The organism is Bradyrhizobium sp. LTSP857, assembly GCF_000938285.1.
GTDB lineage: Bacteria > Pseudomonadota > Alphaproteobacteria > Rhizobiales > Xanthobacteraceae > Bradyrhizobium.
Map to the genome: position 1 here is coordinate 67,057 of NZ_JYMS01000032.1, position 14,734 is coordinate 81,790.

General features: G+C 64.0%; 18 protein-coding genes. 7 read left to right on the plus strand and 11 right to left on the minus strand.

Annotated features, from left to right (window positions below; translation table 11 throughout):
• Positions 1-15: 15 nt before the first annotated feature.
• From UP06_RS21090 to UP06_RS39265, 4 genes are all read right to left on the minus strand, one after another.
• On the minus strand, positions 16-1,806 hold the full coding sequence (locus tag UP06_RS21090; RefSeq protein WP_045005412.1) for a peptide ABC transporter substrate-binding protein: 1,791 nt from the start codon (positions 1,804-1,806) through the stop codon (positions 16-18).
• 260 nt (positions 1,807-2,066) lie between these two features.
• Positions 2,067-3,485, minus strand: coding sequence for a M20 family metallopeptidase (locus UP06_RS21095; protein ID WP_045005414.1), 1,419 nt, complete (start codon positions 3,483-3,485; stop codon positions 2,067-2,069).
• 154 nt (positions 3,486-3,639) lie between these two features.
• On the minus strand, positions 3,640-4,029 hold the full coding sequence (locus UP06_RS21100) for a hypothetical protein (RefSeq protein ID WP_045005415.1): 390 nt from the start codon (positions 4,027-4,029) through the stop codon (positions 3,640-3,642).
• A complete protein-coding gene (locus UP06_RS39265) occupies positions 4,026-4,643 on the minus strand; it encodes a hypothetical protein (RefSeq protein WP_050031887.1) in 618 nt (205 codons plus the stop codon). The genes UP06_RS21100 and UP06_RS39265 overlap by 4 nt, the downstream gene beginning before the upstream one ends.
• Positions 4,644-4,882: 239 nt before the next feature.
• Between UP06_RS39265 and UP06_RS21110 the strand changes: the two genes are divergently transcribed.
• From UP06_RS21110 to UP06_RS21120, 3 genes are all read left to right on the plus strand, one after another.
• Entirely contained in the window at positions 4,883-5,854 is a 972-nt protein-coding gene (locus UP06_RS21110; protein WP_045005418.1) for a S1C family serine protease, read from the plus strand.
• 21 nt (positions 5,855-5,875) lie between these two features.
• A complete protein-coding gene (locus UP06_RS21115; protein ID WP_045005420.1) occupies positions 5,876-6,946 on the plus strand; it encodes a carboxylesterase family protein in 1,071 nt (356 codons plus the stop codon).
• Positions 6,947-7,028: 82 nt separating this feature from the next.
• Positions 7,029-7,235, plus strand: a complete 207-nt coding sequence (locus UP06_RS21120; protein WP_045005422.1) for a hypothetical protein — start codon at positions 7,029-7,031, stop codon at positions 7,233-7,235.
• 79 nt (positions 7,236-7,314) lie between these two features.
• Here UP06_RS21120 and UP06_RS21125 read toward each other — a convergent pair whose 3' ends face one another.
• The 4 genes from UP06_RS21125 to UP06_RS21140 all read right to left on the minus strand — a co-directional run bounded on the left by UP06_RS21125 (position 7,315) and on the right by UP06_RS21140 (position 9,683).
• On the minus strand, positions 7,315-7,974 hold the full coding sequence (locus UP06_RS21125) for a DsbA family protein (RefSeq protein WP_045005424.1): 660 nt from the start codon (positions 7,972-7,974) through the stop codon (positions 7,315-7,317).
• An 87-nt stretch (positions 7,975-8,061) separates the two neighbouring features.
• Positions 8,062-8,784, minus strand: coding sequence for an LrgB family protein (locus tag UP06_RS21130; protein WP_045005426.1), 723 nt, complete (start codon positions 8,782-8,784; stop codon positions 8,062-8,064).
• On the minus strand, positions 8,781-9,164 hold the full coding sequence (locus UP06_RS21135) for a CidA/LrgA family protein (protein WP_045005428.1): 384 nt from the start codon (positions 9,162-9,164) through the stop codon (positions 8,781-8,783). The genes UP06_RS21130 and UP06_RS21135 overlap by 4 nt, the downstream gene beginning before the upstream one ends.
• Before the next feature lie 42 nt (positions 9,165-9,206).
• Entirely contained in the window at positions 9,207-9,683 is a 477-nt protein-coding gene (locus tag UP06_RS21140) for a PaaI family thioesterase (RefSeq protein WP_045005430.1), read from the minus strand.
• Between the two features lie 98 nt (positions 9,684-9,781).
• Here UP06_RS21140 and UP06_RS21145 point away from each other — a divergent pair, with 98 nt between their 5' ends.
• Entirely contained in the window at positions 9,782-10,330 is a 549-nt protein-coding gene (locus UP06_RS21145; protein WP_045005432.1) for a TetR/AcrR family transcriptional regulator, read from the plus strand.
• A 148-nt stretch (positions 10,331-10,478) separates the two neighbouring features.
• Here the strand turns inward: UP06_RS21145 and UP06_RS21150 are convergent, their stop codons facing one another.
• Complete coding sequence (locus UP06_RS21150; RefSeq protein ID WP_045005434.1) at positions 10,479-10,988, minus strand: hypothetical protein; 510 nt, start codon at positions 10,986-10,988, stop codon at positions 10,479-10,481.
• A 187-nt stretch (positions 10,989-11,175) separates the two neighbouring features.
• On the opposite strand from UP06_RS21150, the gene UP06_RS21155 reads away from it, so the two are divergent.
• Both UP06_RS21155 and UP06_RS21160 read left to right on the plus strand, forming a co-directional pair.
• On the plus strand, positions 11,176-11,451 hold the full coding sequence (locus UP06_RS21155; RefSeq protein ID WP_045005435.1) for a PsiF family protein: 276 nt from the start codon (positions 11,176-11,178) through the stop codon (positions 11,449-11,451).
• A 100-nt stretch (positions 11,452-11,551) separates the two neighbouring features.
• Positions 11,552-12,637 (plus strand): AbrB family transcriptional regulator, encoded by a 1,086-nt coding sequence (locus tag UP06_RS21160; protein WP_045005437.1) that lies wholly within the window; start codon positions 11,552-11,554, stop codon positions 12,635-12,637.
• On the opposite strand, the gene UP06_RS21165 is transcribed toward UP06_RS21160, so the two are convergent.
• Positions 12,634-13,266 (minus strand): pyridoxamine 5'-phosphate oxidase family protein, encoded by a 633-nt coding sequence (locus tag UP06_RS21165; protein ID WP_045005439.1) that lies wholly within the window; start codon positions 13,264-13,266, stop codon positions 12,634-12,636. The two genes, UP06_RS21160 and UP06_RS21165, sit on opposite strands and share 4 nt — an antisense overlap.
• A 122-nt stretch (positions 13,267-13,388) precedes the next feature.
• On the opposite strand from UP06_RS21165, the gene UP06_RS21170 reads away from it, so the two are divergent.
• Complete coding sequence (locus UP06_RS21170) at positions 13,389-14,273, plus strand: LysR family transcriptional regulator (protein ID WP_045005441.1); 885 nt, start codon at positions 13,389-13,391, stop codon at positions 14,271-14,273.
• On the opposite strand, the gene UP06_RS21175 is transcribed toward UP06_RS21170, so the two are convergent.
• On the minus strand, positions 14,230-14,685 hold the full coding sequence (locus UP06_RS21175; protein WP_045005443.1) for a PaaI family thioesterase: 456 nt from the start codon (positions 14,683-14,685) through the stop codon (positions 14,230-14,232). The two genes, UP06_RS21170 and UP06_RS21175, sit on opposite strands and share 44 nt — an antisense overlap.
• Between the last annotated feature and the right edge of the window lie 49 nt (positions 14,686-14,734).

The window sequence follows — 14,734 nt, forward strand, 5'->3', positions numbered from 1 at the left end:
CTTGAACGACCGTCCTCAGGCCTCCCGGTACCAGTCCTGGAGATTATCCAGGTCGTTGGCCCAGCCGCTGACCACCGGATGCAGCGTGTTGGACGCGGCGCCCACCTTGATGCGATGCATCACTGGAATCATCACGTTGTCCTGCCACATCCAATCGTTGCATTTGATGTAGAGGTCGGCGCGCTTGAGCGGATCGATCTCGTTCTCGGCGGCATCGATCGCGGCATCATAATCCTTGTTCATCCAGCGCGGAAAATTCTGGCCCTGCCACTTGTTCTCCTTGGTGGCGACATAGCGCGAGTGATAGCGGCGCATGGCCAAGGCCGGATCGGGCTGCGCCATCGGGATCTGGAACATCTCGATGTCGGCATAAAAGTGGGCGTAAGTGTCGGGGTTGGCGACATCGGAGGAGAAGAACACGGAGGCGACGACCGATTTCAGCTCCATGTCGATGCCGGCCTTCTGGCAGGCCTGCTTGACGATCGCCTGGGTCTTCTGCCGCGGCCCGTTGATCGAGGTCTGGAACAAGAGCTTCAGCTTCTTGCCATCCTTCTCGCGGATGCCGTCAGCGCCGACTTTCCAGCCCACCTCGTCCAGCAGCGCGCCCGCCTTCTCGACGCTGAACTCCCATTTGGTGTTCTTGGACACGAACTCCTCGGGGCCGTTGAGGTAGTTCGCGGTGGTGCGGCCCGCGCGACCGTAGATCGCCTTCTTGACGGAATCACGGTCGACCAGCATCGCGAGCGCCTGGCGCACCTTCGGCTCCGACAGGATCGGATGCTTGGTCTTCAGCGACGAGCGCTCGCCGTCGACCTCGGTGTTGGGATCGGTGAAGTTGACGGCAATGAACTCGATATCGCCACCGATCGCATAGATGGTCTTGCCCTTGCCGCCCTTCTCGAGACGCAGCAGCACTTCGTCCTCGACCTGCATATTCCAGGCATAGTCATATTCGCCGGTCTGGATGATGGCGCGGGCCGCCGAGACGGCATCACCGCCGCCCTTGAGCTCGATCGAATCGAAATAGGGCCGGTTGGCCATGTGATAATCGGGGTTGATCTCGCCGCGGATCAGGTCGCCCGGCTTGAACTCGACGAATTTGTAGGGACCGGTGCCGACCGGCTTGAGATTGTTCGGCGCCTCGCGCGACTTGCCGCCCTTGTACTCCGCAAACAGATGTTTCGGGATGATGCAGCCATAGGCGCCGACGAATGCATTGGCCCAGAACGGAGTCGGATTCTTGAACAGGATACGGATGGTGAGGTCATCGACCTTTTCCACCGTGATGTCGGCGTAAGAGCCGACGCTCACAGCCGCGGTCGCGGGATCGGTGGCATATTCCCAGTTGAAGACGAGGTCGTCGGCAGTCACCGGCTTGCCGTCATGCCATTTGACGCCGGGCTTGAGCTTCCATACGACCGATTTCGCGTCGGCGGCGAGGCCGCCGTTCTTGAGCGAGGGGATTTCGGCGGCGAGGATCGGGTTGAGATGGCCTTCCTCGTCCCAGCTCGCGAGGGGTTCGTAGAAGATGCGCGAGCCGTCCTGGTCCTTGGTGCCGGTGGCGAAATGCGGATTGAGCAACGTGGGGCCCTGCCACCACAACAGCTTCAGCGGGCCGCCGCCGCCACGCTTGGTCGGTTTGTAGACGTTGGGGCTTTGCGCCATCGCCACCCCGCCGATGGCGAGGATCTGGTTCGCAAGGGGAGCGGTGAGGCCGACGGCAGCCAGGCGCTGGATGAAGGCTCGGCGATCCATCCGCCCGTCCTTCACGTCGCCGATCATCGAACGCAGTTCTTTATCCAGCATGGTTGTCCCCGTCCTGGTTTCGTATGGATGCAGGCGGCCGCGCGGCGGCCGCCGGGTTTTGGCTGGCGGTAGATGGCACACTGAATAGGGCAGACGTCAACTGCGACCGTGTGTATGCAAACGGTCTTCTGGCTGTCCGTTGGGCAAAACTGCGTGCCGCAGCCCAAGCGTTCGGCATTCCGGCGTCAAAACGCGCCGGAAACCACGTTGCACTGCGCAAAATTTGTTCGCCAGATCAGACGAAGTAACGAGACGAAATTCTACACCACGGACATGTCGAGCGGCGGCGCGACATGGTCCGGCAGCGGGCAGACATAGGGCGTCTTGGTCGTCCGCTTCGTCAGGTCCGCTTTCGCGGCCTCGATCAGCTTCGGTTCCGTCAACGCCTTGATGCCGAGGCCGGCCATGGCCTTGGCCGCCTGCACCATGGCCTTGTGAGCGTGCGGGCTCTTGCCCTGCGCCACCACCTGCCAGGTGTGGAACGGCGTGCCGATTGCAACCGTCGGTGCATGGACCTGGACAGTCGGCACCACCCAGCTCACATCGCCCACATCCGTCGAGCCGACCAGCGGATTGCGCTTGGCATCGAGCGGCACCAGGAAGTCGGCCAGCGGCCGATCGGTCGGCTCCATCCCGATCGCATAATAGATGGAGGCAATGTCCTTGTCGGTCAGCGTCGCGCGGATCTCGCTGGCAAAGCTCTTGTCGGCGTCGTCGAAATGCGGCGGTCCGAGCTCTTCCATGACCCGGTGCAGCGCCTGCTCGAGCGGCGTATTCGGCAGGATGTTCGAGACCGCGGAGATGATCTTCATCTCCATCTTGGTCTCGGTCATCAGGGCTGCCCCCTGCGCAATCTTGTTCACGCGCCCGACCAGCTCGTTCATGCCGGGCAGATCACGGGCGCGGATGGAGTAGCGCACCCGCGCATGGGCCTGCACCACGTTGGGGGCGATGCCGCCGGTATCGAGTACCGCGTAATGCACGCGCGCATCGCTCGGCATGTGCTCGCGCATGTAGTTCACGCCGACATTCATCAGCTCCACCGCGTCGAGCGCGGAGCGGCCGAGATGGGGCGAGGCCGCAGCATGCGAGGTGCGACCGGTGAAGATGAAGTCGGCGCGGGTGTTGGCGAGCGACGGCGTCACCGCAACTTCCCAAAAACTGTGCGGATGCCAGGTGATGGCGATGTCGGCGTCCTCGAACGCACCGGAGCGCACCATGAATGCCTTGGCCGCGCCCCCCTCTTCCGCGGGACAGCCGTAATAGCGCACGCGGCCCGGCACCTTGTTCTCGGCGAGCCAGTCCTTCACCGCGGTCGCGGCAAGCAGGGCCGCGGAGCCGAGCAGATTGTGACCGCAGCCATGGCCGTGGCCGCCGGTCTCGACCGGACGGTGCTCGGCGACGCCGGCCTCCTGGCTGAGGCCCGGCAGCGCGTCATATTCGCCCATGAAGGCGATGACCGGTCCGCCCTCGCCCCACTCGCCCAACACCGCGGTCGGAATGCCGGCGACGTTCTCGGTGATGCGGAAACCCTGGTGGCGCAGCTCAGTGAGATGCTCGGCGGCGGACCGCGCCTCGGTGTAGCACACTTCGGGCATGCCCCAGACCTTGTCGCTGAGGTCGATGAAACGTCCCTTGATGGTGTCGATGCCACGCCAGATGTCGCTGCGATTGTCCATGCTTCGATCCGTGATCCCTTGGTCAAACGAAGCGGCAATGGTTAGCAGCTTCGGAATGGTCCGCCTAGCAGCGGCGGGGACACCAGCCATGCGGCCCCGGCAGGGGCTTACGGCGCAGCCGAAGGCGACTGGCCGCGCGAGAACCACGGCGAAACTACATTCTCGGCCTGGACAGCGCGTCTTTGCTTACGAACAGAAGGCGTCGCCGAAAGGCCGTCGGACTCTCGGCAACCAGCACTCCCTTCAGAGATTGTAGGCCGCCAGCGAAGAATGGTTCGCGAAGCCCGATGCCGTGAATCTCGGTCCATTCCGGTATCTGCAACCCATAAACGCGCGCAAGGTGCTCCGCGACTGCCGCCGCATAAGCGTCGTGTACGGCATCGATAGAAGCGGGTCGTTCTTCGATCGCCTGCTGACGCGAATGCGGGCTCATGTAAAACCAATCGAGAAATTCGCGAAGCGACGGGTCGAACTGCTGCTCGCCAGCTCTTACACGACGAACGACCTCACTCAGCGTTGCAGGCTTCTTGCTAAACAGGCTCATGGCTCACTCGACGAAGAAGGCGTTTGATCCTTGTCGGGGTCAATCTCGAGATTCGAAAATATCTCCTCGAGACCCAACCGGGTCTTGGGTTGAAGCACGTTTTGCGGGTAAAATTTCTCAACCAGCGTCAATGCGTCCTGGCTGTTCTTGATGCCTATCGCGCGGGCGAGCAGCTTGATGTCGTCGATGTCCGAGTTCGTCTCGACACCGCCGACACGCATCGCCCGGCATTTCATGGCAAACAAGTATTCTGGTCTTGCGGTATAGACGCGGAGGCCCGGCTGTTCCTCGGTGGGGTAGGTCTTAAACAGAGCCTTCACGTCGGGATCAGCGTCTCTATTGCTCAGCCACCCCTTCACACCGTCGTTTAACCAGTTTTCATCCCACCCGAACTCCTCAGCCATCTCGGTTGCCAGCTTCTTGATGAAATCCCTGTTTCCTTCAAATACCGCATCGACGTCCCCGGTGTTGATCTGCCGGTTCAAGGTCAGCAGAAGGGCCGAGCCGCCGTAAACCACGATTTCGACAGTGCGGCCCGCGGCGAACGCCCTGCGGCCGAGTTCGGCCAGTGCATTCTCCAAAGCTGATCGATCGAAATTCTTGTCATCGCTCATGGGTTGTTCCACAGATGGCGAACGATACGCTTGCCACATGGACCCGACAATGTCTTTTCGCGCGCACACCTAGACCTACAAGGTACGGTCGGTCCAATATTTCGGCATTTCCCGACCGGTCCACGCATGGCGGTCTTTAAAGGGAGGCGTTTGCGGCATAGATTGTCTTTGATTTCACGCGGCGCTTCTCGCGCGCGCGAGCTACGTCAAAGCGCCAAGAGAAAGATCAGGAGAACTCCATGCCCGCTCTGACCGAATGGAGAGTGCCGCCGGCCAATCAGCCGCGCGCGAGCGACTACGGCTTCGACCTCGACCGTGCGCTCGCTTCCGTCGTCGGCCTGCATGCCATCATCCCGCCGGACGCCTTCAGCGCCGAGACGCTCGGCACCGAGCGCGCCGGCAACGGCGTCGTGATCGACGACGGGCTGGTGCTGACCATCGGCTATCTCATCACCGAAGCAGAGTCGGTATGGCTGCATCTCGGCGACGGGCGCGTGGTGGAAGGACATGTGCTCGGCTTCGACGCCGTCACCGGCTTCGGCCTGGTGCAGGCGCTCGGCCGGCTCGACATCGAGCCCTTGCCGCTCGGCTCGTCGGCGGAGACCCGGCTCGGCGACCGCGTCGTGGTCGGCGGCGCGGGCGGGCGGACGCGATCGGTCGCGAGCCAGATCGTGGCCAAGCAGGAGTTCGCCGGCTACTGGGAGTATCTGCTCGACGAGGCCTTGTTCACCCATCCCGCCCATCCGAATTGGGGCGGCACCGGACTGATCAATGCGCGCGGCGAGCTGATCGGCATCGGCTCGCTCCAGCTCGAGCGTGAGCGCGATGGCAAGGCCGAGCACGTCAACATGATCGTGCCGATCGACCTGTTGAAGCCGATCCTCGACGATATGCGCAAGTTCGGTCGCGTCAACAAGCCGGCACGGCCCTGGCTCGGGCTCTATTCGACCGAAATCGACAACCGCGTCGTGGTGATCGGAATCTCCGCCAACGGCCCCGCCGCCCGCGCCGAGCTGAAGACCGGCGACGTCATTCTCGCTGTGGACGGCGAGAAGATCACGAGCCAGACGGCCTTCTACCAGAAAATGTGGGGGCTCGGCGCCGCCGGCGTCGATGTGCCGCTCACCGTGCATCACGAGGGCGTCACCTTCGATGTCACGGTGACGTCGACCGATCGCTTCAAGCTGTTGAAGGCGCCGAAGCTGCACTGACTCCAAGCAGAGGAAGCGGCGATGACCGAGGCTGTCGTCGACGACATCGTGGCCGTGCTGCCGCCGTTGCTCAACGCGCTGGAAGCACTCGGCTTCTTCGGACGGCATCTGCATCCACCGGCCTTCGCCTCCGTGATGAACGCGATCGGCGCACCGGACGAGGCGCTGCAAGCGGCACGTGGCGCGATCGGCGAGTGGCCGGAGCAATTTGCCGGCTTGCGCAACCGGCTCGATGGCGCCTGCAACGAAACACTCGCCGCCTTCGCCGGCCTGCGCGAGGTCGAACGCGGCAACGGCGATCTGGTCGCGGTCTTCCGTGCGCTACGCCATGTGCCCCGCGCGCAGGAAGCACTGTATCCGCTGTCGACCCAGTTTCCGCCGGTGAGCAACTTCTTTCTCAACACCGCGACGCGCGACGATGCGATCTTGCTGGCGCAGCTGGCGAAGGGCGCGAACGAGCACACCGGCATCTTCCACGATCACAACGAACCCGGCAGCCGTGGCGGCTTCTCGGTCTATGTGCCCGAATATTATACGCCCGATCGCGCCATGCCGCTGGTGATGGCACTACATGGTGGCAGCGGCAACGGCCGCGGCTTTCTGTGGAGCTGGCTGCGCGACGCCCGCAGTTCTGGCGCGATCCTGGTGGCACCGACCGCGACCGGCCAGACCTGGGCACTGATGGGCGACGACACCGACACGCCCAATCTCATGCGCATCCTCGAAGCCGTGCGCAGCCGCTGGACCATCGATGCTTCGCGCATGCTGCTGACCGGCATGAGCGACGGCGGAACCTTCAGCTACGTCAGCGGGCTCGACGGCGCTTCGCCCTTCACCCATCTTGCGCCGGTGTCGGCGACCTTCCATCCGCTGATGGCGGAAATGGCAGATGCTGCGCGGTTACAGGGCCTGCCGATCTTCATGACCCACGGCAAGCTCGACTGGATGTTTCCGGTGCAGACAGCGCGCCAGACGCAAGCAGCGCTTTCGGCCGCCGGCGCCGACGTTACCTATCGCGAGATCGACGACCTCAGCCAGACCTATCCGCGCGAGATCAACGCGGAGCTGCTGCAATGGCTGAATAGAGCGTGAACAACCCGTCCTTACCTGCGCCGCACTGTCGCGGAACCATCACTCCGGGCCGACGTTATCTGCCCGTCACCGGAGGTTCGCCATGCAGACTTTTTTCGGAATGATTTTGGGCGCGCTGCTGCTCGGCTGCGGCGTGTATGTCTATGACTCCATGCAGACGTCGTCGGTCGCCAATGGCGAGGTCGCGACCGCCAATCGCACCATCGTGAACTGGGATGTCGCCAAGGCCGACTGGAACGCGTTGCAAGATCGCGCGCACAAGGACTGGGTCCGGATTTCGTCGAAGTAATCTGCCCGGCAATGAACAAGGCGCCGTCGCGATCCGCGGCGGCGCCTTTGTGCTGGCTGCGATCAGCGCTTCGCCTGCGTCAGTTCATCTTGGCCTTACGGGCGTCGGCGATGACCTGCTCGAATTCGGCCATGGTGAGCACGCCGGGCACGCGATATTTGCCGACGATGAAGGATGGGGTGCCGCGGAAGCCGAAGGCCTCGGCCTGGTCGTTGTTGCGCTTGAGGACGGCATCGATGTCCTTGGCGCGGTCAGTGAGATCATGCTTCAGACGATCCATATCGACACCGGCGGCCGCGAGCAGCTCGTTGATGCGCGGCTCGGTCAGGCGCGAGCTGACGCCCATCATGGCGTCGTGGGCCTGATGGTACTTGTCTTGATATTTGGCCGCGAGCGCGATCCGCGCGGCCGTGACCGAGACCGGACCGAGGATCGGCCAGTCCTTCATCACCAACCGCACCTTGCCGTCATCCTGGATGACCTGGCGCAGCTCCGGCTCGAGCTTGCGGCAATAGGGGCAGTTGTAATCGGACCATTCGATAATGCTGATGTTGCCGTCGGGATTGCCGGCGACGGGCACGTCGGGATCGCGCAGCACCTTGGCTTCGGTCAGCACCTCGTCATCGTCGGCAGCAGCACGCGCGAAAGTGGCTCCACCGGCAGCCAGCGCGCCGGCCCCGATCAGCGTCAGTGCCGCACGCCGGGTCGGCCCCAAACCCTTGTTCCTGAATCCAGTCATATCTCGTCCCGTTTCGGTCCCATCGCCACAAATACGGCTCGGGACCGGGAATTGTTACCGATCATATAGAGGGTCGTGGCCGCGATGTCATCGCACCAGCAGCGTCACCGCAATCGGCACCAGGAACGAGGTGACCAAGGCGTTCAGGCTCATGGCGATGCCGGAGAATACGCCGGCGATTTCGTCGACCTGGAAAGCGCGGGCCGTACCGATGCCGTGGGCGGCAAGGCCGGCGGCAAAACCGCGAGCCCGGAAATCGGTAACGCCGGTGCGGTTCATCAGCGGCGTCACGATGATCGCGCCCATGATGCCGGTAAGAATGACCGCGACCGCGGCCAGCGAGGGATCCGCATGCAGGGATTCGGCGATGCCCATGGCGACGCCGGCCGTGACCGATTTCGGCGCCAGCGACAGCACCACGTCGCGCGGCAGACCGGCGAACTCGGCCAGCAGCACGACTGACACCACCGCAGTAACCGAACCCGCGACCAGCGCCACCAGCATCGGCACGATGGAGGCGACGACGCGCTTGCGGTTCTCATAGAGCGGCACGGCGAGCGCGACGGTGGCAGGCCCGAGCAGGAAATGAACGAACTGCGCGCCGGCGAAATAGGTGGTGTAGGACGTGCCGGTCGCGAGCAGGAACGCGCCGATGATCCACATCGCATGCAGCACCGGGTTGGCAAGCGGGTGGCGCCGCGTCGCCAGCGACACCGCGTCCGTGGTCGCATAGACCAACAGCGTCACCGTCAGCCACAGCAGCGGCGATTGCGAGAGATAGACCCAGAGCGAGAACGGATTGTCCGTCATCGCACGTCCTGCTGCCGCAGCAGGCGGCTGACGAGACGAAAAGTCAGCACAGTCGCAAGCAGCGTGACGACCACCGAGAGCGCGAGCACCAGGATGATCGCGACGCCGTGGGATGCGAGCAGATCGAGCTTCTGCACCACACCGACACCGGCCGGCACGAACAGCAGCGACAGATGGGCCAGCAGCCCCTTGCTCGTGCTCTCCACCCCGTCGTTTCGCAGCGGCCCGCGCGCGAGCAGCACAAAACGGTCGCGGGCGAGCAGCAGGATCAGGAGCAGGAGCAAGCCGAGCACGGGTCCCGGCAGCGGCAGGCCGAGGCCGCGAACCACGGCCTCGCCGATCAATTGACAGAGCAGGATGAGACCGAGACTCGCAAGCATGACGCATCAAGGGATGCACCGGCAGGCTTGTCAATTGCCGCACTATGCGTGGACTACCGTCCCGACCCTCGGAGCCGCAACGCGAGGCAACATCGCCATCAGCGTGCCGGTCATGGTGGCGATCAGCGTGGTCTTGCCGTCGTGCTCGGCAAACGCCTTGGCCTCGCAGAAGGTCAGCGTGCGGCCGGGCTTGATCACCTCGGCCTTGAACACAAAACGCTCGCCGCGGGCGGGCGCCAGCAGCGTGGTCTTGAACTCGACGGTGAGAATGTCGGCCTCGTGCGGCATCAGGGTGAAGGCAGCAACGCCGCAGGCATTGTCGAGCCCCGCGGTGATGATGCCGGCATGGACAAAACCGTTCTGCTGCGTGAAAGCCTGCGAATGCAGCATTGCCAGTTCGACCTCGCCCGGCCCAAGGCGGACGATCACGATGCCGAGCGTGTGCATCGCCGGCTGGCCGTCGAACATGGCGATGGCCGCCGCGCGATAGCCCGGGTTTTTCGGCTCGAACGTAGCCATCGCGATTCCCTGCCCTTTGATTTTTGATACGGTAGCGTATCAAGGCCATCCCGCGTTAGCAATACGGCACCGTATCAAGAACTGGTAAGGCTTCCTTCATGAGCGACGGCAAGGGCGATGTCTGGGTCGAGGCCGGGTTTACCGAGCTGGCTCGCGCAGGCGTCGAGGGGGTGCGGGTCGAGGTGCTCGCCAAGAACCTGGGTGTCACCAAGGGCGGTTTCTACCGCCGTTTCGCCGACCGCTCTGCGCTGCTTGACGTTATGCTGGCGCGCTGGAGCGAGGGCCGCACGGCGGCAATCGCGCAGCAGACCAGCCTCGACGGGCAGGAGCCTCGCGAGCGGTTGAAGGCCATGATCCAGCTCTATTCGGAGCGGCTCAACCCGGAGGGCATGGCGATCGAGCTCGCGATCCGGCAATGGGCGCGCTCCGATGAGAGGGCCGCGGCAGCGGTGACGAGCGTGGATGCGGCGCGGCTCAAGCACGTCGCCGAACTTTATCGGGCGACCGGGCTGGCAGCAGAGGAAGCCGAGGCGCAGGCCTTCCTGTTCTACTGCTTCATCTTCGGCCAGAGCCTCTTGTTCGTCGAGCGCGGCCCGCGCAAGCGGTCACAGCTCGTGGCGAAATCGGCCGAGAAGTTATTAGACTAAAGCGCTGTGCGATTAGGATGAATCGTCAGCGCGTTTTAGATCATTGTTTGAGCATGATCTTTTCGGAAAACCGCTGCGCACTTTTCCGGATCATGCTCTGGGCGAAATGGCCGGAGCCTTGCTCCGGCCACCGCAACACGTCGAAGCCTCAGGCGGCGCCCTTCAGCTTCTTGTTGCATTCGCTGTAGTAGCCGCCGCCCTTTTCGATCCACTTCAGGCCGGCATTGCCGTTGGTGGTCTTGTTGGCATTGTACTGGTCGACACAGGTGTGCAGGCGAGCCTTGCCAGCGCTCTCCTTGGCGTATTTCGCATCAACCGCGTTCGGGAAGACCGCGTTGCCCATCGGCATCGTTGGCATCGTCGGCGCCGGGGCGGCTGCGGGAGCCGCTTCCTTCTTCGCAGCCGTCTTCGGCTCGGCAGGAGGCGGGGGTGCAGCCGGGGCCGCCGCCGTCGGTGCCGCGGCCGGCGTTGCGTCGGCACCGCACTGAGCCTTGCGGAAGTCATTCCACTTCGTGGTGCCGAGCGAGCCGTCCTTCTTGGCCGCTTGATATTTCGCGCTGCACTCCTGCGAGGTCAGGGCTTGCGCCGGCGCGGCCACCACCAGCGCCGCAAAGCCCGACGCCGCAACCGCACACAATAATTTCGTTTGTATCGTCATCCTTGGTCTCCCTCAGGGAAGCAAAACGAGGACTGCTATCCTAGCGTGCCGGGGGCTTCCGACAAGGAAGTGATGGCGTTCGGGCCAAAAATATAGTGATCGTGCCGTTCAGCTTTATTCATGTCGCGTTCAGCAACGCGGGCCGAGGTTCTCGCCCCTCCGCAATTCTCGCAAGAAGAGCAACATCATGACCCTCGCCTCCCGCCTCGCCGTCGTCGCGATTGCCTCCCTGTTCGCCACCGGCACCGCCTTCGCGCAGACCGCCGCGCCGGCCGCCAAGACCGATGCTGCCGCGACCACCGACAAGAAGGCGCCGAAGGAGCACTCGGCCGAATCGCTCGAATGCTCCAAGCAGGCCGACGCCAAGGGCTTGCATGGCAAGGAGCGCAAGAAATTCCGCTCCGACTGCATCAAGACCGCCAAGGCCGGCACGGCTGCGCCCGCGGCTGCCGACAAGAAGTAAATCCGTCACAAATCTCCCCGGCCTTTCGGCGGGAGGCGTGCGCATTGCGGCATGACGTAGCCGCAATTGTGCGCCTCTCGCCGATTTGCAATAAGGTGGTGTGAAGCAAATCACCGCCTCCTTGTCGTTCGAATGGCCAAGCCGCGCCAAGCTCTTGAGCACGGCGGAGACCCTTGTCATCGGCGCGGCCGGCGGCCTGGCGTTCCTGGCCGCGGGCCTTCCGGGCGGCTTGATCTCGGGATCGATGATCGCGGTCGGCATAGCCGCCATCGCCGGGCGCCAACTCTCGGTGCCGCCGCTCCTGACCCAGACCGTGCTGGTGCTGCTCGGCATTTCGCTGGGCTCCGTCGTTTCGCGCCATCTGATCCAGCAGGTCAGCGCCTACCCGCTGACCATCGGCCTATTGGCCCTGGCGACATTCTGCTCGACCTTCGGCTCGAGCTACTACCTCCAGCGCGTCCATGGCTGGGACCGCACCTCCGCCTTCCTCGCCGGCAGCCCCGGCGCGCTGTCCCAGATCACGATCCTGGCGGTCGAGCGCGGCGCCGACCTGCCGGGCATCGCGGTGGTGCAGACCATGCGTGTCATCATCCTCACCGCGGCGCTGCCGATGGTGCTGGCGGTCGCGGGAGTGGCGCCGTCCGTCGCGCCGTCGCTGACGACGGCGATCGCCTCGCCGCTCGATCTTCTGGAGCTGGTCGCCGCCTCGCTGGCGGCATCGCTGCTCTTGCGGCTGATCAAATTTCCGGCGAGCTGGATGTTCGGGGCGATGATCGGCTCCAGCGTGCTGCACGGCGCGGGCTGGGTCGAGGGCGGCCTGCCGAACTGGGTCCGCGGCGTGGCGCTGGTCGGTATCGGCGCCTTGATCGGCAGCCGCTTCGCCCGGATGCGGATCAAGACGCTCGCCGGCCACATCAACGCGGCGCTGGGCTCATTCGTGGTGGCCATCGCCGTCTCCGCCGTCTTCGTCGGCATCGTGGCGCTCACCACACAGGTGAAATTCTCCGACGTCGTCGTTGCCTTTGCGCCGGGCGCGATGGACGCCATGCTGGCGCTGGCACTGACGCTGCACATCGACCCGATCTTCGTCGGTGCCCACCACCTCTCGCGCTTCGTGTTCGTGACGATCGCAACGCCCGGCATCGTGCACCTGTTCGGCCGCACGCAGGACGATGTCGACGACTAGCTCTCTTCTCCCGTCGCCTGCCCCTTCAGCGCCGCAACCTGCGCTTCCAGCTCCGCGATGCGCTGATCCCGTGCCGCCAGCGCGGCCGCGACATCCGCGGCGTCGAACTTTTGCGGAATGTGCTGTGGGCAGTTGGTGTCCCAGGCGGCGATCTTGAACACGATCACCTGCTCGGGCCGCGCCCGGTAGCCCTTTGGCATCAGCGACTCCGTCAGCGCGTCGTCGTCCTCGATCACGCGCGCCTCGCCCCAGATCTTCGCCCGGCGGCGATGGGCGTAGTCCATGATGAAAATATAGGCCTTGGGATTCTCCGTGAGATTCCCTTGGGAGAGAAACTGCTGGTTACCGGCGTAGTCGGCAAAGGCGAGCGTCTGCCTGTCCAGCACCTTGAGAAAGCCCTTCGGGCCGCCGCGATGCTGGATGTAGGGCTGCCCGTCCGCCGAGGCGGTAGCGAAATAGAAGCTATTCGCATCGGCCAGGAACCCAGCCAGTTTCTCATCGACCTCGGTGCGCCAGCCGTGCTGCTCGGCACGGGCATAGGCCTCGCGCGAGCCCTTGCGGGTCTGGATCGACTTTACGGCCGGTGTAAAGGCCACATCGCTGGCATAAATACGCGCTGCTGCTGTCATCGGAACATCTCCTGAAAATTCCGGCGCATTTCTGCGTCTCTCGCTCGCTAAAATGGACCTTTCGGCGGTTAAAACAATCAGCCCGCTTGACACTTCATCGTTGCAATATATGCAATAATACCATGGACCGCCTCGAAGCCATGCATGTCTTCGTCACCGTCGCCGACTTGCGCGGCTTTGCGCCGGCGGCGCGCAAGCTGCGGCTGTCGCCCTCGGCGGTGACCCGGCTGATCGCGGCGCTGGAAGAACATCTCGGCGCGCGGCTGTTGCAGCGGACCACGCGGCAAGTGACGCTGACCGACGTCGGTACGCGCTATCTCGAACGCGCCCGGCGGATCCTCGCCGATGTCCAAGAGGCCGACGGGTCCGCGCGGGAGGAGCGCAACCGGCCGAGCGGGCGCCTGGTGGTGTCGGCCCCGGTCGGCTTCGGCCGATTGCATGTCGGACCGTTGATGACGGCCTATCTCAAGCGTTATCCCGAGGTCGCCTGCGAATTGCGGCTCTCGGACAACCTCGTTAATCTCGTGGAAGATGCCATCGACGCCGCGGTGCGGATCGGCCATCTCGCCGATTCCTCGCTGGTCGCGCGCCAGGTCGGCGAGATGCGGCGGATCGTCGTCGCCGCGCCGGGCTACCTGAAGCGCCATGGCGAGCCGAAGGCTCCGGAGGCATTGCTGGAGCACCAGACCATCCTGTTCGGCCCTTCGATCGCGTGGCGCTTCCTGCGCGACGGCCACGATTTCGAGGTGACGCCGTCTCCCCGCTTCATCAGCAACAGCGCCGACGCCGCCCTGCAATATGCCGAAGCCGGCGGCGGCGTGACGCGCGTGCTGGCCTATCAGGCCGCCGAGGGCTTGAAGCGCGGGCAGCTAAAAATCGTGCTGGCAAAATACGAGCAGCCGGTGCTGCCGATCCACATCGTCTACCCGACCTCGCGCCTGCTCTCGGCCAAGGTGCGCGCGTTCATCGATCTCGTGGTGGAGACTGCGGAGTGGAAGTTTGGGTAGGCTTCGGCACCACCCGGAACGTGCCACTGGCCCGCGCGATCACGACGCCGTCGGCCTTGATCAGGCTCTGCGCGAAGCAGATCGTCTTGCCGGTCTTGATCACGTCGCTCTCGATCGAACACCATTGGCCGATCTCGGCGGAGCCGACAAAATCGATCGAGAGCGAGACCGTCACGAACGACGTGGTCCAGTTCGTCACCTGCGCGCAGCTGTAGCCCATGGCGTTGTCGGCGAGCGCGGCGATCAGGCCGCCATGGATCAGGCCGCGGCCATTGGTGTGCGGCCTTGCCAGACGCAGGCCGATGATGACGGCTCTCTCAGTTTTCTTTGCGTAGATCGGCTCCCAGGGTTCGGTGAGCGGGCTCTTGCGGGACAACGGCTCGAAGCCGTCGGGAATGAGGGTGTCGGTCATGCGTGTCTCGCGTCGCTGTTGGGTTACCGCCATTGAACGCGATGTGGAT

What these genes read in the sequence shown, in the direction of transcription:
- UP06_RS21155 (WP_045005435.1), top strand. Translation starts at nt 11,176, where the DNA reads ATGACCCTCGCCTCCCGCCTCGCCGTCGTCGCGATTGCCTCCCTGTTC.
- UP06_RS21115 (WP_045005420.1), top strand. Translation starts at nt 5,876, where the DNA reads ATGACCGAGGCTGTCGTCGACGACATCGTGGCCGTGCTGCCGCCGTTG.
- UP06_RS21165 (WP_045005439.1), bottom strand. Translation starts at nt 13,266, where the DNA reads ATGACAGCAGCAGCGCGTATTTATGCCAGCGATGTGGCCTTTACACCG.
- UP06_RS21175 (WP_045005443.1), bottom strand. Translation starts at nt 14,685, where the DNA reads ATGACCGACACCCTCATTCCCGACGGCTTCGAGCCGTTGTCCCGCAAG.
- UP06_RS21170 (WP_045005441.1), top strand. Translation starts at nt 13,389, where the DNA reads ATGGACCGCCTCGAAGCCATGCATGTCTTCGTCACCGTCGCCGACTTG.
- UP06_RS21110 (WP_045005418.1), top strand. Translation starts at nt 4,883, where the DNA reads ATGCCCGCTCTGACCGAATGGAGAGTGCCGCCGGCCAATCAGCCGCGC.
- UP06_RS21095 (WP_045005414.1), bottom strand. Translation starts at nt 3,485, where the DNA reads ATGGACAATCGCAGCGACATCTGGCGTGGCATCGACACCATCAAGGGA.
- UP06_RS21135 (WP_045005428.1), bottom strand. Translation starts at nt 9,164, where the DNA reads ATGCTTGCGAGTCTCGGTCTCATCCTGCTCTGTCAATTGATCGGCGAG.
- UP06_RS21120 (WP_045005422.1), top strand. Translation starts at nt 7,029, where the DNA reads ATGCAGACTTTTTTCGGAATGATTTTGGGCGCGCTGCTGCTCGGCTGC.
- UP06_RS21100 (WP_045005415.1), bottom strand. Translation starts at nt 4,029, where the DNA reads ATGAGCCTGTTTAGCAAGAAGCCTGCAACGCTGAGTGAGGTCGTTCGT.
- UP06_RS21145 (WP_045005432.1), top strand. Translation starts at nt 9,782, where the DNA reads ATGAGCGACGGCAAGGGCGATGTCTGGGTCGAGGCCGGGTTTACCGAG.
- UP06_RS21150 (WP_045005434.1), bottom strand. Translation starts at nt 10,988, where the DNA reads ATGACGATACAAACGAAATTATTGTGTGCGGTTGCGGCGTCGGGCTTT.
- UP06_RS21130 (WP_045005426.1), bottom strand. Translation starts at nt 8,784, where the DNA reads ATGACGGACAATCCGTTCTCGCTCTGGGTCTATCTCTCGCAATCGCCG.
- UP06_RS21090 (WP_045005412.1), bottom strand. Translation starts at nt 1,806, where the DNA reads ATGCTGGATAAAGAACTGCGTTCGATGATCGGCGACGTGAAGGACGGG.
- UP06_RS21125 (WP_045005424.1), bottom strand. Translation starts at nt 7,974, where the DNA reads ATGACTGGATTCAGGAACAAGGGTTTGGGGCCGACCCGGCGTGCGGCA.
- UP06_RS39265 (WP_050031887.1), bottom strand. Translation starts at nt 4,643, where the DNA reads ATGAGCGATGACAAGAATTTCGATCGATCAGCTTTGGAGAATGCACTG.
- UP06_RS21140 (WP_045005430.1), bottom strand. Translation starts at nt 9,683, where the DNA reads ATGGCTACGTTCGAGCCGAAAAACCCGGGCTATCGCGCGGCGGCCATC.